This window comes from Flammeovirga agarivorans, from assembly GCF_012641475.1.
Classification (GTDB): Bacteria; Bacteroidota; Bacteroidia; order Cytophagales; family Flammeovirgaceae; genus Flammeovirga; species Flammeovirga agarivorans.
Genome location: NZ_JABAIL010000004.1, coordinates 278,788 through 301,386 on the forward strand (window position 1 = coordinate 278,788; position 22,599 = coordinate 301,386).

General features: G+C 34.0%; 18 protein-coding genes and 3 tRNA genes. 9 read left to right on the forward strand and 12 right to left on the reverse strand.

The features are described 5' to 3' along the window. Positions 1-11: 11 nt before the first annotated feature. Entirely contained in the window at positions 12-986 is a 975-nt protein-coding gene (trpS, locus tag HGP29_RS14085; protein ID WP_168883060.1) for a tryptophan--tRNA ligase, read from the reverse strand. 210 nt (positions 987-1,196) lie between these two features. On the opposite strand from trpS, the gene HGP29_RS14090 reads away from it, so the two are divergent. Continuing rightward, the gene (locus HGP29_RS14090; RefSeq protein WP_168883061.1) at positions 1,197-1,721 is read left to right on the forward strand and encodes a gamma carbonic anhydrase family protein; all 525 of its coding nucleotides are present in this window, start codon (positions 1,197-1,199) and stop codon (positions 1,719-1,721) included. Positions 1,722-1,782: 61 nt separating this feature from the next. Here the strand turns inward: HGP29_RS14090 and HGP29_RS14095 are convergent, their stop codons facing one another. After that, entirely contained in the window at positions 1,783-2,130 is a 348-nt protein-coding gene (locus HGP29_RS14095) for a 4Fe-4S dicluster domain-containing protein (RefSeq protein ID WP_168883062.1), read from the reverse strand. Between the two features lie 402 nt (positions 2,131-2,532). Here HGP29_RS14095 and HGP29_RS14100 point away from each other — a divergent pair, with 402 nt between their 5' ends. Together HGP29_RS14100 and HGP29_RS14105 are read left to right on the forward strand one after the other, a co-directional pair. Continuing rightward, positions 2,533-3,462: a hypothetical protein gene (locus tag HGP29_RS14100; protein WP_168883063.1), complete on the forward strand. Its 930-nt coding sequence runs from the start codon at positions 2,533-2,535 to the stop codon at positions 3,460-3,462. Between the two features lie 70 nt (positions 3,463-3,532). After that, a complete protein-coding gene (locus HGP29_RS14105) occupies positions 3,533-3,703 on the forward strand; it encodes a hypothetical protein (protein ID WP_168883064.1) in 171 nt (56 codons plus the stop codon). Between the two features lie 37 nt (positions 3,704-3,740). Here the strand turns inward: HGP29_RS14105 and HGP29_RS14110 are convergent, their stop codons facing one another. After that, positions 3,741-4,673, reverse strand: a complete 933-nt coding sequence (locus HGP29_RS14110) for a DUF3078 domain-containing protein (RefSeq protein WP_168883065.1) — start codon at positions 4,671-4,673, stop codon at positions 3,741-3,743. Between the two features lie 425 nt (positions 4,674-5,098). Between HGP29_RS14110 and HGP29_RS14115 the strand changes: the two genes are divergently transcribed. Further along, the gene (locus tag HGP29_RS14115; RefSeq protein ID WP_168883066.1) at positions 5,099-5,536 is read left to right on the forward strand and encodes a thioredoxin family protein; all 438 of its coding nucleotides are present in this window, start codon (positions 5,099-5,101) and stop codon (positions 5,534-5,536) included. Between the two features lie 66 nt (positions 5,537-5,602). Then, a complete protein-coding gene (locus HGP29_RS14120; protein ID WP_168883067.1) occupies positions 5,603-7,729 on the forward strand; it encodes a carboxy terminal-processing peptidase in 2,127 nt (708 codons plus the stop codon). A gap of 120 nt (positions 7,730-7,849) precedes the next feature. On the opposite strand, the gene HGP29_RS14125 is transcribed toward HGP29_RS14120, so the two are convergent. The 3 genes from HGP29_RS14125 to HGP29_RS14135 all read right to left on the reverse strand — a co-directional run bounded on the left by HGP29_RS14125 (position 7,850) and on the right by HGP29_RS14135 (position 8,141). Then, positions 7,850-7,923 (reverse strand) — tRNA-Met (locus tag HGP29_RS14125). A 35-nt stretch (positions 7,924-7,958) separates the two neighbouring features. Further along, positions 7,959-8,032, reverse strand: a tRNA-Met gene (locus HGP29_RS14130). A 35-nt stretch (positions 8,033-8,067) separates the two neighbouring features. Next, positions 8,068-8,141 (reverse strand) — tRNA-Met (locus tag HGP29_RS14135). 373 nt (positions 8,142-8,514) lie between these two features. Between HGP29_RS14135 and HGP29_RS14140 the strand changes: the two genes are divergently transcribed. The 4 genes from HGP29_RS14140 to HGP29_RS14155 are packed head-to-tail and all read left to right on the forward strand — an operon-like array spanning position 8,515 to position 12,065. Continuing rightward, the gene (locus HGP29_RS14140) at positions 8,515-8,907 is read left to right on the forward strand and encodes an START-like domain-containing protein (RefSeq protein WP_168883068.1); all 393 of its coding nucleotides are present in this window, start codon (positions 8,515-8,517) and stop codon (positions 8,905-8,907) included. Positions 8,908-8,922: 15 nt separating this feature from the next. Continuing rightward, positions 8,923-10,269, forward strand: a complete 1,347-nt coding sequence (gene mgtE / locus HGP29_RS14145; protein ID WP_168883069.1) for a magnesium transporter — start codon at positions 8,923-8,925, stop codon at positions 10,267-10,269. Between the two features lie 12 nt (positions 10,270-10,281). Further along, entirely contained in the window at positions 10,282-11,313 is a 1,032-nt protein-coding gene (gene thiL, locus HGP29_RS14150; RefSeq protein WP_168883070.1) for a thiamine-phosphate kinase, read from the forward strand. A gap of 2 nt (positions 11,314-11,315) precedes the next feature. Continuing rightward, positions 11,316-12,065, forward strand: a complete 750-nt coding sequence (locus HGP29_RS14155) for a YebC/PmpR family DNA-binding transcriptional regulator (protein WP_168883071.1) — start codon at positions 11,316-11,318, stop codon at positions 12,063-12,065. 77 nt (positions 12,066-12,142) lie between these two features. On the opposite strand, the gene HGP29_RS14160 is transcribed toward HGP29_RS14155, so the two are convergent. The 6 genes from HGP29_RS14160 to HGP29_RS14185 form a co-directional block, all read right to left on the reverse strand. Beyond that, positions 12,143-14,554 carry an efflux RND transporter permease subunit gene (locus HGP29_RS14160; protein ID WP_168883072.1) on the reverse strand — a complete coding sequence of 804 codons (2,412 nt, stop codon included), beginning with the start codon at positions 14,552-14,554 and terminating at the stop codon, positions 12,143-12,145. 53 nt (positions 14,555-14,607) lie between these two features. Next, the gene (ribH, locus tag HGP29_RS14165) at positions 14,608-15,090 is read right to left on the reverse strand and encodes a 6,7-dimethyl-8-ribityllumazine synthase (RefSeq protein ID WP_168883073.1); all 483 of its coding nucleotides are present in this window, start codon (positions 15,088-15,090) and stop codon (positions 14,608-14,610) included. A gap of 130 nt (positions 15,091-15,220) precedes the next feature. After that, positions 15,221-16,915, reverse strand: coding sequence for a sodium:solute symporter (locus HGP29_RS14170; protein ID WP_168883074.1), 1,695 nt, complete (start codon positions 16,913-16,915; stop codon positions 15,221-15,223). A gap of 132 nt (positions 16,916-17,047) precedes the next feature. Further along, positions 17,048-19,549, reverse strand: coding sequence for a PIG-L family deacetylase (locus HGP29_RS14175; protein ID WP_168883075.1), 2,502 nt, complete (start codon positions 19,547-19,549; stop codon positions 17,048-17,050). 118 nt (positions 19,550-19,667) lie between these two features. Continuing rightward, the gene (locus tag HGP29_RS14180; RefSeq protein WP_168883076.1) at positions 19,668-20,582 is read right to left on the reverse strand and encodes a DUF2911 domain-containing protein; all 915 of its coding nucleotides are present in this window, start codon (positions 20,580-20,582) and stop codon (positions 19,668-19,670) included. 296 nt (positions 20,583-20,878) lie between these two features. Then, complete coding sequence (locus HGP29_RS14185) at positions 20,879-22,420, reverse strand: AbgT family transporter (RefSeq protein ID WP_168883077.1); 1,542 nt, start codon at positions 22,418-22,420, stop codon at positions 20,879-20,881. Positions 22,421-22,599 lie beyond the last annotated feature (179 nt).

Below are 22,599 nucleotides of genomic sequence, written 5' to 3' on the forward strand. Positions count from 1 at the left end.
CTATTATTTCTTTATTTAGAGAATCCTAATTTTTGTCTAACAATTGCCATTTTTGCTTTGGCCAATTCTTTTACTTTTTCTTCACCTTTTACAAGTTCTTTTTCGATTTCGTCGGTGTTTTCCATGTAGAAATCAAACTTTTCTCTTGCAGTAGCATATTTTTCTAAGATTAAGTTTAATAAGGCAGTTTTTGCATGGCCATAACCATAATTTCCACCTTCATAATTTCCTCTCATCTCAGCGATTTGTTCTTCTGTAGCTAATAGCTTGTAAAGAGCAAATACGTTACAAGTATCAGGGTTTTTAGGCTCTTCTAGTGGAGTAGAGTCTGTCTGAATTCCCATTACTTGTTTCTTTAATTGCTTTTTTGGTAAGAAAATATCGATGACATTACCGTATGACTTACTCATTTTTGATCCGTCTGTACCAGGAATTGTCATCAATTGTTCGTTAATAACAGCTTCAGGCATTACAAATGTATCGCCATATTGTCTGTTAAATGCTGCACAAATATCTCTTGTGATTTCCAAATGCTGTTTTTGGTCTTTTCCTACAGGTACCTTTTCTGCATCATATAAAATGATATCACAGGCCATAAGTACAGGGTAAGTAAATAAACCAGCATTGACATCACTCAATTTGTCTGCTTTATCCTTAAAAGAGTGAGCATTCGCCAACATTGGATATGGAGTTAAACAGCTTAAGTACCAAGTTAACTCACAAACTTCTGGAATTCTTGACTGTCTGTAGAAGATATTTTTATCTGTGTCTAGACCTAGGGCAAGCCATACAGCAGCAGTAGCATACACATTATTTCTTCTTTCATCTCCATCCTTGATTGTAGTCATTGAATGTAGGTCTGCTATAAATAAGAAAGATTCTTTTTCGTCAGCATTACCCATTTCAATAGCAGGTTGGATTGCACCCAAAACATTTCCTAAATGTTGTCTTCCTGAGCTTTGTACTCCTGTTAAAATTCTTGCCATTCTCTAATATTAGTGACGTATCTTTTAAGATTAATAATCAAGCTTCAAAAATAGTAAAAAATTGTATCTAAAGACACTTATTTGATGATATTAAAATGCAAGAAATACAAAAAAATGGTGATATTAAGCATTGTTCAACAATGTAGAATTCAGCTAAATTCGGACTAGGAAATAAAGGGGAAATATATCAAAACATAAGACATTAATATTATGGCACTTATAAAACCAGTAAAGGGTGTTTCACCAATAATTGGAGAGAATTGTTTTTTAGCTGACAATGCAACTGTAGTAGGGGACGTAACAATGGGTAAAGATTGTAGCGTTTGGTTTAGTGCGGTTGTAAGAGGTGATGTAAATAAAATTACAATTGGAGATAAATGTAATATTCAAGATGGTGCAGTAATTCATTGTACCTATCAGACCTCTGCTACTATTTTAGGTAATAATGTTTCTATTGGACATAATGCCTTGGTACATGGTTGTACAATACATGACAATGTATTAGTTGGAATGGGAGCGATTGTAATGGATGATGCTGTCGTTGAAGAAAATGTGTTAATAGCAGCAGGAGCAGTTGTTTTACAAAACGCTAGATTAGAATCTGGTTATTTATATGCAGGTATCCCAGCAAAAAAAATTAAACCACTAGATGATAAATTGAAAGCTGTATTTGAAAGAACTGCCAACAATTATGTGATGTATAGTAGCTGGTTTGATGAAGAAGAAACTAAATAATATAAAAAAACGGTAAGTAGGGGAAACTACTTACCGTTTTAATATATCTGAGAATAATTTCTTATTCGTCATGTAGCCATTCTTTCTTGGCAGTAAGTTCTTCTTCAGTTTCTCTGTAATCCGGATCGTCTACACAACAATCAACTGGACATACAGCAGCACATTGTGGCTCTTCATGGAAACCAATACATTCAGTACATTTATCAGGGACGATATAGTAGAACTCATCAGAAACAGGTTCTTGCTCTTCATCGCCTGGAATAGAAGATCCATCCTCTAATTCAACTGATTGTAATTCAGTTCCTCCACCCCAAGTCCATTCAACACCGCCTTCATAGATTGCAGTGTTTGGGCATTCTGGTTCACATGCCCCACAGTTGATACATTCGTCGGTGATAATAATCGCCATATCCTATATTCTATGTTTAAAAAGCGTCAGTTCGGTTAGTGGTTCGCTAACATTTCTTGTTGACGTCTTGTTTGATACACAACTTAAAAATAAGCCAATTGTTTAGCTTACTGTTACACAAAGTTGCTAACTCAAATTTTCAAATGCAATAGTCTACTAAATTTAAGGGGTAAAAAAGTGCAGTTTAGAACCATTATATTATCATTTATTATAGATTCATAACTTTTAGTTATAACTGTTCGTCTTGGCGAAATACAATTTGCGTTAGTACTTTTTAGGGATCAATTTGTGAAATATGCTCATTTGGGAACTTTTTATTAAAACTTATTTATGAAAAGTTAAAATTATTAACTAATATTAATTAGTTGAACTATTCAAAAAACCTATTCAAACCTTTGTTGTATGCTTAAACTGAAAAACACCTTATTTATTCTATTCATCGCAGTATTTGTGTTCTCTTGTTCTGACGATGAAGATTCGGGACCAAATTACAACACTTCGCCAGTAGCTGCAGATTGTAAACTTTCATCTTATGTTTATTCGGCTTCTGTAGATAGTTCTGATGTAAACTTTCAGGATTTTGTAAATCGTAAAACTTATACTTACCAAGAAGAGCAACTTGTCTCTTACTCTGACCAAATTAACTACAGTTTCCTTGATACAACAGGTAACACACAAAGTATTGAGCAAGAAGTAGAGTATTCGTTTGAGTATTCTGGTAATGAGTTAACTAGGGTACTTATTGGGAGTGACGAAATTTTGTCTGTTACTTATCTTGATGGTAAGCCTCATATGCTTTCAGCTGAAGCAGTTGATGGTAGTGTTCTTGAATTTGTATTTGGTTATGATGAACAAAATAGAATCAAATACATCTATAACAGAGAAGACGAAAATTCTGACATTGAAGAAGTAGATCACTATGAATTCTCTTACAATGGTGATAGTGATGTATTAGAATTTAGCTATATCGAAGATGGATTAGCCGTTTTAATTAACGACTACCAATATGAAAATACAATGAGAAACCCAATGCAAGGTCTGGTTTTTTATATCATTTCTATTTTCGAAACTTCTTTCCAAAATGATGGATTTTTCTTTGGTGATGCATCAAGATTTAGCTCAAGTATTACTAAATTCTATAGAGTAAGTATCTATAATATCAACTCTGAAGCTTACGAAAGATCATCTTACATTGAAGGTGATTATAGCGAAGACATGGATTATGATAAAAATGAAAATAATTACCCAACAAGTGGTGTTTATAATTACAATATCAGTGAAGGTACTTCAGTAGCGATCAGTGAGACGTTCGGATACACGAATTGTCAGTAGTTATAGTTAATGCTTGTAAACGTATAGTTTAAGTGTTATATTTACAAATACACTTAAACTATACGCTTTTATGGAATTACTCATCGGTATTGTGTTAATAGCAATGCCAATATTATTTGCTATGGGATTGTTAGCATTTATGATGTCTGGTCCAAAGCCTCAAAAAGAAGTGCTTAAAGTGGAGAAAAAAGACGTTGATAAAGAGCAACAATTTGAAATAAAAAAAACGATTGCAGGATAATTGCAATCGTTTTTTTCTGTTTTAGAAGTTCGTCTTTTTATTCGCTTTTATCTTTCTTTTGATGAAGGCGATAGACAATACCTATATTTAATGCGTGTTTAAACTGAATAGCTTGACCAACTGTTCCATCTGATTTTTCTACAGCTACATCAGGATCATAAATTAATTGTGTAGCAAAGTTACAGCTTAACCAGTCGTTTACTTTCATATCTAATAAAAAGTCCCAGTTTACAACCCATTCGCCAAGTCTTGAGTATTCAGCAAACATATTGTAAGTACTTTGTAAAGTGACATTTTTTACGATTTCTTTTTTGATTCCCAATTTGAAATTAACACCATTTTGATTTCTAAAAGTTTCACCAGGTTCAAGACCATATTTTTCAGAAAAAACTGTGTCAGTAACGAAAGTCATACGATTACCTACAGGAGATAATGTTCCATACATCCAATCAAAAGGAGTGTAAGTAAGACCGGCATTTACATTTAAGTAGGCTGGAGCAAAGAAAGCAGAAATTTGATTTTTTGTCTCAATTTTCGTCGCATCATCTACAGTGTATTCATAACCGTCGTCAAATTGAGATCTGAAATCTCCTGATATTGTAGCTAAAAATTTAGGACTTATTTTATAACTATAATCACCTCCAATTACTAACTGGTCATCTGTTTTCTTTAAAGGGAAAGCAGTGCCATCTTGGTAGATCATTCCGTAAGCCATCTCAGTGTATAACCTTGTGATTGCTTTTTCAGTTTCTCTTTTGGCTTTATAATTTAATACTGCACCAAAAGAATATGAACTGGTACCACCACCTGACCAATTGACAAGACCAACGTTTGAAAAATTAAGACCAACTTGACCTTCAGAACTCCAATTTTTTGTTGAGTCGGCGGTCGTTGTTTGAGCATTAGCTGTAAATAGAGGAGTGAAAACAGCAAAAAGCAGACAGAAGGTTAAATTCTTATAGAATTTCATTTTAGCTTAGGATTAAAAAAATTAAAAATTGTAGCTACAAAAATGTAAAATTAGTTTCAAATATTAAATTTTGTTTAAACTTAATTTTACTATTATTTCGAAGTGAAACGGAATAAGATGAATAAAAAACAGTGCATTGTTAGTATTTATATAAAAGTCGTGTCTATAATCTGAGGTTTTTATAAAAAAGATGCTAAAAACTATAAGAATTAGGGTTTTCTAATGTAAACTGTATGGTTATTTTACTATTTTTGATAACACGTTAAAGTTTATCACTCAGAACTTTTAATCATTTTATATAGTCCATTTTGTAAATAGATAGATCAGATTTCTACTGTTTGTAAAGAAAAAATTATCTACCTAATATATCAATAAGCCTGTATGTTGTTTATGTGTGATATACATTCACCTTTTTCTGAAATACAATGAAAAGCATTCTCTTACTTTTACTATTATTTTCTACTTCATATAACTTTTCTGGTAAAGGAGAAATAGAATGGAAGTCTATGGAAAGTGCCATCGAAGCTTCTACATCAGATGATAAACCAATTTTTGTAGATGTTTATACCGATTGGTGTGGATGGTGTAAAATATTAGATAAGAAAACATTCCAAGATGATGAAGTCGTTCAATATGTAAAAGAGAATTATCATGCAGTGAAATTGAACCCAGAGAAAGATGGAAGTTTTACTTTTAAGGGAAAGACATTTACGAACGAATCGTATACGGACCAACATGAAATAAACAGTTATCCCGCAATTATCGTATTACATCCTAATGGGAAAGAGAAAGTTTTTATGGGGTATAAAGACACTAAAAGTTTCCTTGAAATTTTAAAAAAATACAAGCGTCAAGTTAATTAATTTGTATTTTAGAAAGATCAAATAAGTACAAAAATAGTATTAAGCTCAAAATCACAATATTAGAATATGTCTAAAAGAAAAAAAGCACTTTTTTTACCGGTGTTGTTAGTGGGGTTAGGGTTATTCGGATTTTCAATTTTAGCAAAAATTGAGGCCCCAGAGAATAGCAATAAAAATATTATCAAGAGAAGTTTAATCTTTACTGCTCTAAAACAAATACATTATAATACAGTAGAAATTGATGATGAATTTAGTGAAAATGCATATCATCAATACCTTAAAAATTTAGACCCAAATAAAAGATATTTTTTAAAATCAGATATCAGTAAATTCAATAAGTCTGAAGATAAATTAGATGATGAAGTAAAGAATACTGTAAGTACTGATTTGTATGAATTATCTGTAAAGATTTTTGAGCAAAGAAGAGGTGAAGTAGAAGCAATTACTGAGGAAATTCTTTCTAAACCTTTTGACTTTACTAAGAAAGAGACAATTCTATTCGATCGTGATGAAATGAAATTTCCTAAAAATGAGAAAGATCGTTACGACCGTTGGAGAAAGACACTTAAATATGCGGCATTGCTTAGAATGAACACTAAGCTAAAAGACCAAGAAAATAAGAAGAAAGCAGCTGAAGAAAAGGGAGAGTCCTTCGAACCCATTTCATATGAAGAGATGGAGGCAGATGTTAGAGAAAAAGTTCAAACTAACTACAAAGACGTTTTTGATTTCATCAAGAAGCAAGATGAAGAAGATCACTATGCTTTGTACTTAAATTCATTGATCTCAATTTATGGTCCGCATACTGAATATTTCCCACCAGAGAAAAAAGAACAATTTGACACAGAGATTTCAGGTCATTTTGAAGGTATCGGTGCTCGTCTACAACAAACAGGTGGAGAAGTAAAAGTAGTAAGCATTATTACAGGTTCTGCTTCATGGAAGCAAGGTGACTTAGAAGCAAATGATATTATTTTAAAAGTAGCCCAAGCTGAAGAAGATCCAGTTGATATTGGTGGTATGTCATTAAAAAATGCTATCAAATTGATCAAAGGGCCAAAAGGTACTGAAGTTCGATTAACAGTAAGAAAGCCCGATGGAAGAATCGTTGTTATTCCTATTATCAGAGATGTTGTAGTGATTGAAGAATCATATGCAAAATCAGCTGTTATTGAAGATAAAAATTCTGGAAAGAAGATTGGTTTGATTGATTTGCCAAGTTTCTACGTAGATTTCCAAGACAGAAATGGTAGAAGTTGTGGTGATGACATTAAGCAAGAAATCATTAAACTTAAAGGTCAAGGGGTAGACGGTATTGTTCTTGACTTAAGAAACAATGGCGGTGGATCACTTGGTGATGCTGTAGAAATCGTGGGTCATTTTGTTGGTAGAAGCCCAGTAGTTCAGGTGAAAAGTAAAGGTGCAGGTTCTAAGACTTTAAAACCAGAAACTAACAATAGACAATATGATGGTCCTTTAGTAGTAATGATCAACAGAATGAGTGCATCAGCATCAGAGATTGTATCGGCAGCTTTACAAGATCATGGTCGTGCTATTATCTTGGGTTCTAAGTCATTTGGTAAAGGTACAGTTCAAAGATTTATTGATCTTGATAGAATGTCTAGAAGTAATGAGTTTAAACCATTAGGTTCATTGAAATTAACCATTCAGAAATTCTACAGAATTAATGGTGGAGCGACGCAAGTTGAGGGTGTTACACCAGATATTAAACTTCCTGATACTTATGCTTACTTAGAAGTAGGTGAAGAAGATCTTCCTTTTGTATTGCCTTATGATAAGATCCAACCAGCAAAATATGCTATGTGGCATGAGCAATTGCCAATCGCAGACTTAAAAGCAAAATCTGAAAATAGAGTTGCAACAAACCAAGTCTTCAATATCGTAGAGGATAATGCTTTACGTTTGAAAAAACAGGAGGATAAGAAGTATTATACTTTAAACTTAGATGAATTTAGAGCAGAGCAGAAAAAATTAGATGAAGAGTCTAAGAAATTACGCGAAGCTGAAAAAACTCATGACGAGTTCGATATTACAGTAATGAAAGATCACTATCCTACTTCGAAACCTGATTCAGTAATAGAGAAATCAGCTGAGAAGTGGTCAGAAGCGATCAAGAAAGATGAATATATTAAGGAAGCGACTATGATTATCTCAGATATGATGGTTCAATAATTAGCTTTCCTTCGTCATAAAAAAGCACTACAAATTCAGTTTTGTAGTGCTTTTTTTATTGGATTATTTTTTCATTTAAAATAAAAAGACCATTACCCAATAGAATAATGGTCTTGTTTGTAGCGAGAACGAGAGTTGAACTCGTGACCTCCGGGTTATGAATCCGACGCTCTAACCAACTGAGCTACCTCGCCATATGTGCGGACAAATGCACTGAATTAAGTCGTTGTAGCGAGAACGAGAGTTGAACTCGTGACCTCCGGGTTATGAATCCGACGCTCTAACCAACTGAGCTACCTCGCCATGTGTGCGGACAAATGCACTGAATTAAGTCGTTGTAGCGAGAACGAGAGTTGAACTCGTGACCTCCGGGTTATGAATCCGACGCTCTAACCAACTGAGCTACCTCGCCATTTCGGTGTGCAAATATGGGGGGTAATATCTAAAAATCCAATATTTTAAACTTATATATTTTTAAATTAATGTGAAGCCCATTATAAGTCATTTAAATTGAATGAAATAAAATTACTCATGCATTACAAAATTTCTTACATCTACCAGTAGATGACTTTGTGGGATGTTTTTTAGATCAGCATACACAATTTATTTTTTTGTTAAAAGTTATGATTAGGGTACTTAAACATAGGTTTTTATGAGCGTATGAGCAGATCAAACTAAAAAAATAATGATTATTTAAATTTATTTTATTGTCACTTATAGAGTAATTTCGGATTATTGTGTACCACAGAATATGAAAATATATAAGCACTAATAATACAAATGTCATGAGTAGATTTAAATTTGAAGCAGAATACGAGTTTAGGGTACCATTACAAAAGCTATATCCTTATTTTATCATGCCCAATTTATTAAAAGATTGGTTTGCTGATACAGTAAAAGAGGATGTTGAACATAAAAAAATTACATTTGCATGGGGCAATGATGTGAAAACAGGAAATGTTTCTGTTAAACGTCAGAACCAACATGTAAAATATGTTTTTGATAAGGAATTAAATGAAGAGAAGTCAGCTTATTTAGATTTCAAATTTGATTTCAGTGAATTAGCTCAATCTTCTTTCGTAACTGTTACTGACTATTCAGATATGGACGATATCGATGAGTTAAAGGAATTGTGGGACGAATTTTTTGGCCGTTTACATGAAATAATTGGCGGCTAGTATAAAATAGAAAGTATGTCATTCGAATATTCAGCAAAATATATAAAACAACTATCTCGTGCTGTCGAACAGCAAGAGGATACATACTTAATCAACGAATTTGATGGTATGCACTCGGCGGATATCTCATCTGTAATGGAAGGGTTAAATGCTGAAGAATGTAAATACATACTGGAACTGTTAAACCCTGAGGTGGGAGCCAATGTAATCAGTGAGATTGATGAAGATACTAGAAAGAATTTTCTAGAGTTATTCACTCCTCAAGAGTTGGCTAAATATATGGACCAGACTGATTCTGATGATGCCGCAGATATTCTAAATGAATTCCCTGTGAAAAGCAAAGAGGAAGTCCTGGCGAGTATGAACAATCATGAGAAAGTTCAATACATTATTGATCTACTTCATTATGAAGAGGACTGTGCAGGTGGTTTAATGGCCAAAGAATTGGTGAAAGCCAATATCAATTGGAATGTTAAACAATGTATAGACGAGGTAAGAAGGCAAGGGAGAGATGTCGATAAATTGTATACGGTTTATGTAGTAGACGATTACAATGTTTTGTTGGGTAGAATATCCATGAAGAAGCTTCTTATGGCTACTGATGATATAAAAGTATCAGACTTATATGAGCCTCAGATTGCAAAAGTATACTCTTATCAAGATGAAGAGGAAGTTGCAGATATTATGCAACACTATGATTTAGAAGTAATACCTGTTATTAATGTACAAGGTCGATTAATAGGTAGAATTACCATTGATGATGTTGTTGATGTTATCACTGAACAAGCTGAAAAAGATCAACAAGCGATGTCGGGTCTATCGGAAGATGTAGAAGAAACAGATAGTTTTTGGCAAATGGCAAAAGCTCGTCTACCTTGGCTTATAGTAGGAATGTCCGGTGGATTATTGGGAGCTAACTTCTTAGGAGGTTTTGAAGCAGAATTAAGTCGTATACCTGCTATGGCTTTCTTTATCCCATTAATTACTGCAACAGGAGGGAATGTAGGTATTCAGTCTTCAACAATTGTAGTACAAACATTGGCAAGTGGAGGATTTCAAGGCTCTGTATGGAACCGTTATTTAAGGGTATTTATTGTGGCAATATTGAATGGTTTAACATTAGCTTCCTTAGTGTACGGTTTTAATATGGTATTCTCCGATAACCATGAATTAGCAATAGTTGTGTCTGTTGCTTTATTTAGTGTTATCATGATTGCCTCCTTTATGGGTACAATTACCCCAATCATTTTAAATAAGTTTGGCATTAATCCCGCTTTAGCTTCAGGACCTTTCATTACCACTTGTAATGATTTGATTGGACTTGGAGTATACTTTATGGTAGCAAAATTGATGCTTCATTAATACCTTTGTAAAATGTCAGATAAAAATAGAACAGAGATTGATCAAATGGGTGAATTTGGCCTTATTGATCATATTACTAGAGATGTAAAAATTCATCACTCAAATACTGTAAAGGGTATTGGAGATGATGCAGCAGTTATAGATTGTGGAGATGATTATATGGTTGTTTCTACTGATATGCTTTTAGAAGGTATTCATTTCGATCTGAGTTTTATGCCTTTACAGCATTTAGGGTATAAAGCGATCGCAGTAAATGTTTCTGATATAGCAGCAATGAATGCGTTACCAGAGCAAGTAACAGTAAGTATTGCCGTTACTAACCGTTTTTCTGTTGAAGCTATTGATATGATTTATCAAGGTATCAACGCAGCTTGTAAAAACTATAATGTCGATCTAGTCGGAGGAGATACTACTTCATCAAGATCTGGGTTAGTGATTTCTGTTACAGCAACAGGACGCGTAGCAAAAGACAAAATTGCATATAGAAGTGGTGCGAAAAAAGATGATATCATTTGTATGTCAGGAGATGTAGGTGCTGCTTACATGGGGTTACAAGTATTATTAAGAGAAAAGAAAGTATTTGAAGCAGATCCTAATATGCAACCTAAGTTGGATGACTACGAGTATATCGTAGGAAGACAGCTAAGACCTGAAGCAAGAACTGATTTTATTCATGATTTTAGAGAATTAGGAATTGTACCTACCTCTATGATTGATGTCTCAGATGGTGTTGCTTCGGAGATTCTACATTTATGTAAAGCATCAAATGTAGGAGCCGTTATTTATGAACAGAAAATTCCTGTTGATCAAAGAACTTTTGATGCCGCTCACGAATTTAATATCCCTTCAGTAACTCCAGGTTTAAATGGAGGGGAAGATTATGAGCTACTGTTTACCATTTCTCAAGATGACTATAAGAAAGTAGAGAAGAATCCAAATATCTATTTTATTGGTTATGTAGATGAAGAACCAAATAGTGCAAGAATGGTTACAGTAGGAGAACAAATTGTTCCACTTTCAGCTCAAGGATTCAAACATTTTTAATAATGGCAGGACATAGTAAATGGGCCAATATTAAACATAGAAAAGGCGCCCAAGATGCAAAACGAAATAAACTTTTCACAAAGTTAGGTAGAGAGATTACGGTTGCAGCAAAAGAGGGAGGGCCTGATCCTGAAATGAACCCTAGGTTACGTTTAGCTATTCAAAATGCTAAAGGTTCAAATATGCCTAAGGATACCATAGAAAGAGCGATTAAGAAAACCCAAGGGAGTGATGATATCATTTTCGAGGAGTTAACTTATGAAGGCTACTCGAAAGGAGGGATTGCAATCTATGTTGAATGCAGTACTGATAATACAAGAAGAACTGTTCAAAATGTAAAAAGCTACTTTGCTAAACTTGAAGGCTCATTGGCTAAAAATGGTTCTTTGGAGTTTCTTTTTGATAGGAAAGGAGTTTTCAACTTTGAGCTTCCTGAAGGAATGGACGAAGAAGAATTAGAGCTTGAGTTAATTGATGCTGGAGCAGATGATATTGAGGTTCATGAACAGCAAGTTCAAGTAACTTCTGTGATGGAAGACTTTGGCGCTGTAAATAAGAAGTTAGAAGAGTTAAACATAGAAGTAACGAGCGCTAACTTACAACGTATTCCTCATACTACGAAAGAGGTAGACGATGAGGTTTTAGAGGTAGTGATGAAGCTTATAGATCGATTGGAAGATGATGATGATGTTCAACAAGTATTCCATGACCTTGAGTTGACAGATGCCCAAGCCGAGAAAATGTTAGGTTAGAGTTTTAATTTTATAATAAAATAAAAAAGCAGTTGAAATTGATTTCAACTGCTTTTTTATTAACCTATATCTAATGTTTACTCTTCTTCTTCACTTTCACTCCCTACATTGATTCTGTCGATATCAATTTCTTCATCTTCATCTTCAAAATAGAATGTGTCCATTCCGTCAATGATAGGATGCATTGCTTGTTTGTTTACATCAAAAGTATACAATAAGCATGGTAGTAAAGTAAGGTTTGTAGACATGGCTACGATAAGTGTTACAGAAGTAAGTAAACCTAATGCTTGAGTTGCCCCGAAAGTTGATCCCATAAATATGGCAAATCCACAGAATAGAACAATTGAAGTATAAAGCATACTTGCTCCAGTTTCTCTTAAGGCCATAATTACAGCTTTCTTCATGTTGTAATTATGCAAGACAATCTCTTGTCTATACTTTGCCAAAAAGTGAATTGAGTCATCTACAGAAATACCAAAAGCAATACTGAATACAATCGCTGTACTAGGTTTTAATGGAATTCCTAAAAAGCCCATTAGCCCTAAAGTGAATAGTAGAGGAATAATATTTGGTATCAATGAAATAATGATGATACGAATGTTACCGAACAATGTACCCATGATTACTGCAATCAAAAAGAAAGCAATAAGCATACTCTGTTTTAAGTTCTTAATAAGGAAATCATTTCCTTTAATGAATATTAGTGTAGAACCTGTTACGACAGCTTCAAGACCAGTCCCTTTTGTGATTTCAGCTAACTTAGGTCGGATAACATCGTCTACTAAGTTTTCCATTTTAATGGAACCGATGTCAGCCATAGAAGTTGTGATTCGAATAAATCTACCTGTGGAATCAATCATTGCGTCACTTAAAGAGGATGTTTGATCGTCCGCACTATTACGAGCATATTTCATAATGTATGACATCTCACTTCTAGAAGGAAGTTTGTAGAAAGATGAATCACCACCATGGAATGATTGGTTCGCAGCTTTTAAAAATGTATTAATTGAAATAGGAGGAGATACTTCATGTAAGGAACCGATAAAGTCTTCAATTTCTTCAACTTTACCTAAGTATCCTTTTTTCATATATCCTCTTTTCTTTTTTGTATCGATTTCAATTTCTAATGGCATTACACCACTGAATTCATTTTCAAAAAAGCGAAGGTCTTGTTTTACATGGTAATCTTCTGGAAGGTCGTCTACCATATAAGATTCCGCTGTTACTTGGTAAGACCCATAAATTGAAACAGCTACCATTAAACTGGTAAATACATATACACCAGATCTGTAATGAGTAACTAAAACTTCTAACTGGTGGATTAACCAATTTGTAGGCTTAAATTCTAAGTGCTTTAAATGTCTTACTTGTGGTGCAGGAAGGTAAGAGAACACAATTGGAATAAAAGTGATACTTAGTATAAAAGTAATGGCAATGTTGATACCTGCAACGATACCAAACTCTTGCATTGCTTTAATTCCCGTTGTAATCAATACCATGAAACCAATAGCTGTTGTAGTATTTGTGATAAGTGTTACTACACCAATCTTTTTGATAATTACAGCTAATGCATCTCTTTTGTCTAGACCATTGGCGATTTCTTGATGGTATTTATTAAGTAAATAAATACAGTTTGGAATACCAATAACGACAAGTACAGGAGGTAAAAGTCCTGTCAAGATAGTGATCTCATAATTGAAGAGGGCTAGTGTACCCATAATCCAAACAATCACGACCCCAATGACTACCAATGGATAAAATACTGGAGAGAATGATCTAAAGAATAAGAATAGAACTAATGCTACTACACCAATAGAAATACCTAGGAAAACCATTGTTTCCTTTTTTACATTGTTAGCCATGATAGACCTAACATAAGGCATCCCTGCGTAATATAGTTTAATCCCTGTTTCATCAGAAAACTCTTGTGCTCTTGCTTCTAGTTTAAGCATTACAGCAGTTCTGTTTTTTGAATTCAAAATAACAGGATCCATATTGATGACCATTGCTGTAGCACCTTCTTTACTTATAAGGCGGTGTTCGAAAGCTTTTACTTCTTTCTCTTTTCCAATGATACTGTCCAGTTCTGCTTGAGTTGATGGAGGGTGACTAAAGAACGGATGAATCTCAAATTTTTGTTCTTTTCTATTGGCAATTAAATTAGGAACATTGGCCATAGAAAGAACATTAGTGATTCCATGTAAATCTTTAATGTCTTTACCCAATTGCATGAACTTATTAAAGTTTTCCAACTGATAAAGCTTTGGATCTTTGATACCTAGTACAAAAGAAGAGGCATCTTCACCAAAACGCGATTGGAATTCATTAAAAGCAATCATGTCCGGATCATCATCCGGGATAATTCTAATGTATTGATAAGACCACTTAACATCTTTGGCTTGATAGCCCATAAAAACAGTAGTGATCCCAATAAAAATGAGAATAGGTATTCTATTCCCAAGGATAAAATCAGCAATCTTTTTCCACATACTCTTAAAGCATAAAAGTGAGATAATACTATCTCACTTTTGATATTTATTTCTTATTGATTAAAACCAAGCATTTTAATAGCAGCAACAGCAGCTTCTACACCTTTGTTACCATGTTTTCCTCCAGCTCTATCATAAGCTTGTTGCTCAGTATTTGGTGTTAATAAACCAAATACAACAGGCTTGTTATACTTAAGAGAAACATTCGTTACACCATGTGCTACAGCATCACAGATAAAATCAAAGTGCTTTGTTTCTCCCTGAATTACACAACCTAGGCAAATAACTGCATCTACTTCATCAATTTGTGCCATTAACTGTGCTCCAAAAGTTAATTCGAAAGCACCTGGTACATCTTCTCTGTAGATATTTTCTTCTTTTGCCCCTTCTTTTAATAGTGTTTCCACTACGGCGCCATGTAATGACTCAGTGATTTTAGGATTGTACTCAGAAACAACTATTGCAAATTTCTTCTCTGAGATGTCAATATTTTTCTTCTTAGTGTATTCACTTAAACTTTTTAACGCCGTTGCCATTTGTAATATGAATTATAATTTTTTGTTTACAAGCTTACAAAGTTATTAATTTTTCGGGCTTAAAATAACGAAAAATGATCTTTTATATTCTGAATAACTATTAATGTATAGTTTTAATTAAGTTACGTATTTAATCTGTTTTTACAACACTATTATTTTTCAAAAACGTATTAAATAATAACCCAAAGGAAATAACAGATAGACAGCCAATTACATTATACCATAAGAAAGGTACTTCTGTAAAAAAGAATAAATAGATGATAATTCCCTCCGAAATAACTGCTGCTATAAATGTTGGTCGAGCAGTAATTTTCTTGAAAAAGAATGCGATCATAAATACTCCCAAAATAACTCCATATACTAACGAGCCTAATATATTTACTGCTTCTATAAGAGACCCTAATTTATTAGCAAAAGTGGCAAACAATATGGCATAAAGCCCCCAACCTATACTAATTAACTTTGATACGGTTAAGTAATGTTGATCACTAGCATTTGGCTTCAAGATTCTTTTATAAATATCAATAATGGAAGTCGATGCCAATGCATTGATTTCTGATGATGTTGAAGACATACTTGCAGATAAGATCACTGCGATAAGTAGACCAATCAATCCGGTAGGGAGATAGTTTATCACAAAGCCTAAAAAGATATAGTTGGTGTCATTTGTGTCGATATTTGGAGCTTCAGCCTCTATTTGTTTAATGATTTGCTCTTTGTGACTTTCAAGGTTATCATTGGCTGAAATTAAAGCTGATTTTGCAGTTTCTATATTTGTGCCATTTCCATTCAAAGCCTGTGCATATTCAATAGCTTTAGCTTGTCTTGTATCAACAGATTGGTTATAGCTGTTCTCAAGATTTTGAAAATTACTCACGTTTGCTTGTGCATCTTCTAAAGCAACTTTATTGAATAGAATAGGAGATGGATTAAAGAAATAGAAGACATATACCATCGCACCAATAAACAGGATTAAGAACTGCATTGGTACTTTAATCATACCATTAAATAGTAACGCAACTCGACTTTGTCCAATTGATGCTCCAGATAAATAACGTTGCACTTGTGACTGGTCAGTTCCAAAGTAAGACATCGCTAGAAAGAATCCACCAATTAAACCAGACCAAACGTTGTATTTACTAGTGGGGTCGAATTGAAAATCAATAGCATTTAATCTACCTGTAGCTCCAGCAATATGTAATGCATTTGAGAAGGATACTTCTTCTGGTAACATTTGCACAACTAAAATACCGGCGATTAACATTCCAACGAATATAACAGCCATTTGTAGCTTTTGTGTCTGATTCACCGCTTTTGTCCCTCCAATTACAGTATAAGCAGTTACTACAATACCAATTCCAATATTGGTGAGATTGATATCCCAACCTAATAAAGAAGAAAGAATTAATGAAGGGGCAAATATGGTAAAACCAGCAGCTAAACCTCTTTGTGTAAGGAATAATATTGCTGTTAAGGTTCTTGTCTTTAAATCAAAGCGTTTTTCCAAATATTCATAAGCGGTATACACATTCATCTTATGATATATAGGAACTACTGTGATGGATAGAACAACCATTGCTAAGGGTAAGCCAAAATAGAATTGCACAAAGCGCATTCCATCAACAAAGGCTTGACCAGGAGCTGAGAGAAATGTAATAGCCGAAGCTTGAGTAGCCATAATTGATAGGGCCACTGTAAACCATTTGGCTTCTTTGTTACCAAGAAGGTAACTGTTCATATCATTTTGTTGACGAGTTTTCCAAATACCGTAGATAACGATAAACGCCAACGTACCTGATAATACGATCCAATCTAAAATACTCACTTAATTTCTAGTTAAAAGCGTTTGAAAACCAATAAAAAAGTAGAATTAACCCTGCCAATTCGCCTAATACAATTGTATATAGCTGTTTCCAGGACTTGCCAATAGGTGGTTTTTTATCAGATTGATCCATAATTATTGTTTATTTTCAGGTTTGTAGTTTAACATGTTTGCAAAAATTCTAAAGGCACCAGAAACACCTGCAGGTAGTTCTCTAAACCAAGAAATACCAGAGTAAATGAATGCTCCTTGCCCGTAATCTGCGACCAAAAGAGCTCCGTCTGCTGGATCTTGATTGGGGTCCTTCATTCTTAAAATTGGCGTATATTGTGTGCCCCATTCATTAGGGTAGTACAAACCTCTTTCTTGTACCCATCCATCAAAGTCCTTTTTAGTTATTTTATTAGGATAGCTCATAATTGGGTTACCCTTTGCAAGGATTTCTACAGGACTTTCTTCTACTGTAATTCGATCTCTCGAAAGTTTAAAACCTTCGTAAGGACCCACTTGATCAACTTTTAGTCTAAATGATGTATTGTATTGTACGATAACATTTCCACCTTGCTGAACATAGTCCATCAATACAGGTTGAATGTATCGCATGTTCTCTAAAACATTATAGGCTCTGATGCCAACTACAATCGCATCAAATTTTTTGATTTCCTCTAATTTTACATTCTCTGGATTAATTATTTCAACAGTGTATCCTGCAGCCTCCAAAGACTGAGGGACAACATCACCAGCTCCCATTAGATAACCCACTACATCTACATCTCCTCTTTGAATATCAAGTTTAATTACCTTTGCTTCTGCAGGCTTAAAAATGTATTGTCTGAAAATATGCTCATAATCTATAGTGTTTAAACCTAGATCGTAAGTGTTGTTATCAATATTAGCAATAGCTTTGAAAGTGCCTTCACTATCTTTTTTACTAGGTGTAATAGAAACTAAAACCTCTAACTTGTCTCCTTTATTTTGTAAGTTGAAATCACTTGAAGCTGGCTGTACATTCCAGCCTTTAGGAGTAGTGAAATTTAATGTTCCTTTTATGTTTTTTGTGTTCGAAGTAATTACAGCATTTACTTTTTTAGGTGTATTATCACTGAAAATCATAACACTTTGATCTATTTCGATAGAAACAGGTGGGACAACTGCTAAAGGAATATATACTTCACCTCTTGCTGGGTTAACCTTTTTTTGCCAGATATTAAGTGTCTTCGAAATATTAACACCATTAATGTTTAAAGAAACGATTACAGGTAATGATGGAGAATTTTCTGGAGTTCCTCTTAACTTTTGATCATTGACGATATACATTCCTTTTGTTGGCTTTTCTACCAACCAATAAGGTTGTGAGATCGGAAAATCATTAGGGACCTTGACAGTAAAGGATTGTTTGTTTATTTTATTGATTTCCAGTCTTGTAGACATTTCCTTTTCAACAAGGTTACCTAATTGGATGTTTGCTAAAGAAATATTTTGTCCCGCTCTGTATATAGAATTCAAAGTAACTTTTAATGAATCACCTTGTGCAATTAAGGCATCTTCTGTAAGTACTTCAAGGAAAAGTCCTGAACATCTTAATATTAAATCATCAATAATATTAGATTTTTTGATGACCCAATAATCTTTCTGATTTAATTTTGATAATTCTTTTTTGATAGCAATTAATTGAGGGATTGCATCTTCAGCTTTCGAAGCATTAAAAGTTGATTGTAGCTTTTTGATTAATTCAGCAACCTTAGAACTATTCTCAACTCTTGCCCATGAAGTGTCAATATCTTCCATTGGGTCTTCAGACATTGAAGCTCCATCTAATAATTCAAAATATTCAAGATTTTCACCTCTTTGAAGTGCAGCACCAAACCCTTGACATCTATGTTTTGAACGGGCAGCCATAGCTATTTCTCCTACAGACTTTCCAAGAACTGGGATATATGTTCCTGTTTCTAGGCTGACAAATTTTGATGCATCAAATGATTCTCCTTTTCCTCTAAAAAACCATGAATTTGTATTCCACATAATTCTTTTAGGTTGCCAAGGATCAACATATTTTAATTGTTCTGGATAAACTGTGGAGTCTCCAGCTATTTTAAATGCCTCTGCAGCAATGATAGCTGATGTGGTATGGTGACCATGAGTTCTTCCTCCTCTGTTTGGGGAGAACCTGGTGATGATAATATCTGGTCGGAATTTTCTGATATTCCAAACGGCATCTGCAAGAACTTGGTCTTTGTCCCAAACAGATAAAGTTTCTTCAGGGTTTTTAGAATATCCAAAGTCGTTTGCTCTACTGAATAGTTGATTTCCTCCATCTACTTTTCTGGCTTCTATCAGTTCTTGTGAACGAAGCATACCTAATTCTTCTCTTATTTCTGTACCAATAAGATTTTGTCCACCATCTCCTCTAGTTAAAGCAGTATAAGCTGTTTCATAACCTCTAGATCTTGCAAAGTAAGCAATGACCCTTTGGTTCTCATCGTCTGGATGAGCAGCAAAGTACATTACACTACCTAATTGATCTAAATGATTGATGTCTTGTATAATAGATGATACATTTTCTTGATGATCTTTTGGTGTTTGACCCAAGGAGAGTAATTGCAGGAAAATAAAAAAGGATAGGAGAAGGGATTTCATTTATTAAAGTTGTTGAAAGTTCAAGATTTGTGTTCCGAATACGTTAATTAATAGATTACCCTTATATCCAAAAAGTTAGGATATAAGGGTAATAAAAGTTGGTTTTTAGCAATAAAGATTAAATATCCTTGTTTGCTTTTTTCCATTTTTTAGATGCATTTGGTAACCATGCATCGATATTTTTTTGAATACTTCCTTTGAAGTAGTTGTAAGCTCCATCAGGTTTCGCTTCACCTGCTGCTCTTGCACTGATGATAACAGTTAATGCTTCATCATACTTCTCTTGTTTAGCAAGAAGTTGAGACTTTGTCCATAGGTTCCAGAAGTAATCTGGACGAACCTTAATCGACTCATCAATTAATTCTAAAGCTTTTTCTGGATTAGAAGAAGCATAGAAGTTTGATGCGTTTTGGTAAGTTCTCCATGCACCTTGTGCTTCCTTCACAGCTTTTTCAATGTTTGCTTCAGATAATGATTGAGTTGGTACTTCAACAGTAAAGCTTACCATTGTTTTGTCCCACCATAAAGTAACTTTACCTTCTGTATCAGTTACAGACTCAATTAAATAAGCTAAACGCTCTTTCATAGGAGCAGCTTGTGGCTTACTTTTAAAAGTTGCTACGTCATCTGCATCAATTGCAGCTTGATCTTGCTTACCATCTTTGTTGTATGCAAAAATGCTTTTCCCTTTACCATTGAAGTGGAAAGTCCATTCTGCATTTTCTTCTAATGTTAAGAAGATGTTGTAAGTTCCTGCTTTAACGTCTTTTCCGTTAACCTTAACGTCAGAGCTGAAAGTAATTGCAGTTGGTCCGTTAGCACCTGCTCTCCAAGTTTTACCAAATGGTTCTAACTCACCAAATACTTTACGGCCTTTAACTGCTGGTGAAGAGTAATCGATTGAAATTTCAGTAACACCTACTGTTTGTTTTACTGAAGCTGCTGGGGAAGGAGCTGGAAGTTGTTGTGCGAATACGCTTTGAACAGCGAAGAATAACACTGTTAAAATGGATAGTGTTGATCTTTTCAACATAATGATTAGTATTTAAATTGAAATTTGAGTGAATGCTCAAAAAAGTGCTTGAATCTAACAAAAATGAATCAATAAAGGCAAGTTTTAATATAATATTGTTTAAACAATTAATGTTTTTTCAGATATGGCTATGGGAAATGATAAAAACCTTATAAATACAAAAAGGCCCCGAAAATCGGAGCCTTTTTGCTAACCCAAAAACTAACTATTTCTCATTGCAATCGTGTGATTGCTTTACAAACATAATAATATATTTATAAATAATAGCATTTTAGGGTGATATTAACAAAAATTAATTAATTCGGAAGGTAATGAAGTGGTGAATCTGGCCCAATTGGTAAACCAACGATCAACCAAATAGCCATTAAAATCACCCATACAATTAAGAATGCAATGGAGTAAGGAAGCATAGTTGCGATCACTGTACCGATTCCTGCATTCTTATCATATCTTTGAATAAATGCAACAATTAAGGCAAAGTAAGACATCATTGGAGAGATAATGTTAGTGACACTATCACCAATTCTGTAAGCTACTTGTGTTAATTCTGGAGAAATACCGACTAACATAAACATAGGTATAAACACAGGAGCCATTAATGTCCATTTTGCAGAAGCACTACCCATTACTAGGTTAATCATTGCTGCTAAAAAGATAAAACAGATTAATAATGGTATTTTATCTAAGCCAATTGTCTCTAAAAATTCAGCACCTTTAACAGCACAAATCAAACCTAAGTTTGTCCATTTGAAATAGGCTACAAACTGAGCAGCAAAGAATACTAATACAACGTAAGAAGACATCGTTTTCATCGACTCGCCCATGCCTTTCATTACATCGGCATCATTTTTAAAAGTCCCCGCACCTTTACCATAGGCAATACCACAAATAGCTGCAATAATAAAGATCCATGAAACAATCCCTTTCATTAACGCAGACCTGAATATGTTCTCAGGTTCATCAATGCTTCTTAAAAATCCTTCAGAAGGAATAATGCCAATTAAAATGACTGCAAATAATATAAAAGCAGCAATACCTGCATAGATAAGTCCTTTTCTTTCTTCTTTGGTGAGGTCATGCATTTCCTCAGCAACTTCATCTCCTTTGTACTCTCCTAACCTTGGAATTACAATTTTTTCAGTAACTATTGTACCGGCAATACCAATAAAGAAGGTAGATACAAACATGAAATAATAATTACATGCAGCATTAATAGAATAAGACGTATCGATAATTTGTGCTGCTTCCTGCGAAATACCTTGTAGTAGAGGATCAATTGTACCTAATAATAAGTTGGCAGAATACCCACCAGATACTCCAGCAAACGCAGCGGCAAGTCCTGCAATAGGATGTTTGCCAAAAGCTAAAAATATTACTGCGGAAAGTGGTACCAATAAAACATACCCAACTTCACTTGCAGTATTTGATAAAACACCAGCAAAGACAACAACAAATGTGATAATCTTTTTGGGTGATTTTAAAACTAATATTCTAATTAAAGTGCCAATTAAGCCACTTCCCTCAGCAATGCCAATACCTAACATTGCAACAAGTACAACGCCAAGAGGTGCGAAGTTGGTAAAGTTTTTTACAAGCTTAGTCAACATTAAATAGATTCCTTCCTGGGAAATAAGGTTAACTACAGTGATTGTTTCACCTGTCCCTGGATGTTGTACACTTAGTCCTGTCTGACCAAATATCCAAGATAGGATAACTACACCAAAGGCAAAACCTGCAAATAATGTGGCAGGGTGAGGTAAAGCATTACCAATTCTTTCCACATAACTCAAGAATTTATTTACCCAGTTGGAATTCTGTGTTTGTTCTGAATTTTCCATTAAATAAGATAGTTGTGATTTAGTATGTGATGAGTATAACTCATTTCAAGTTGCAATTTAATTAATGGTTTTATTCTTGCAATTGAACTTTATCAATAAAAAAGAAAAGGGAAATAGGATCTTTATTAACCATTTCATTTTCTAATAGTTGTATCTATTATATCATTGTGTTAGATGAT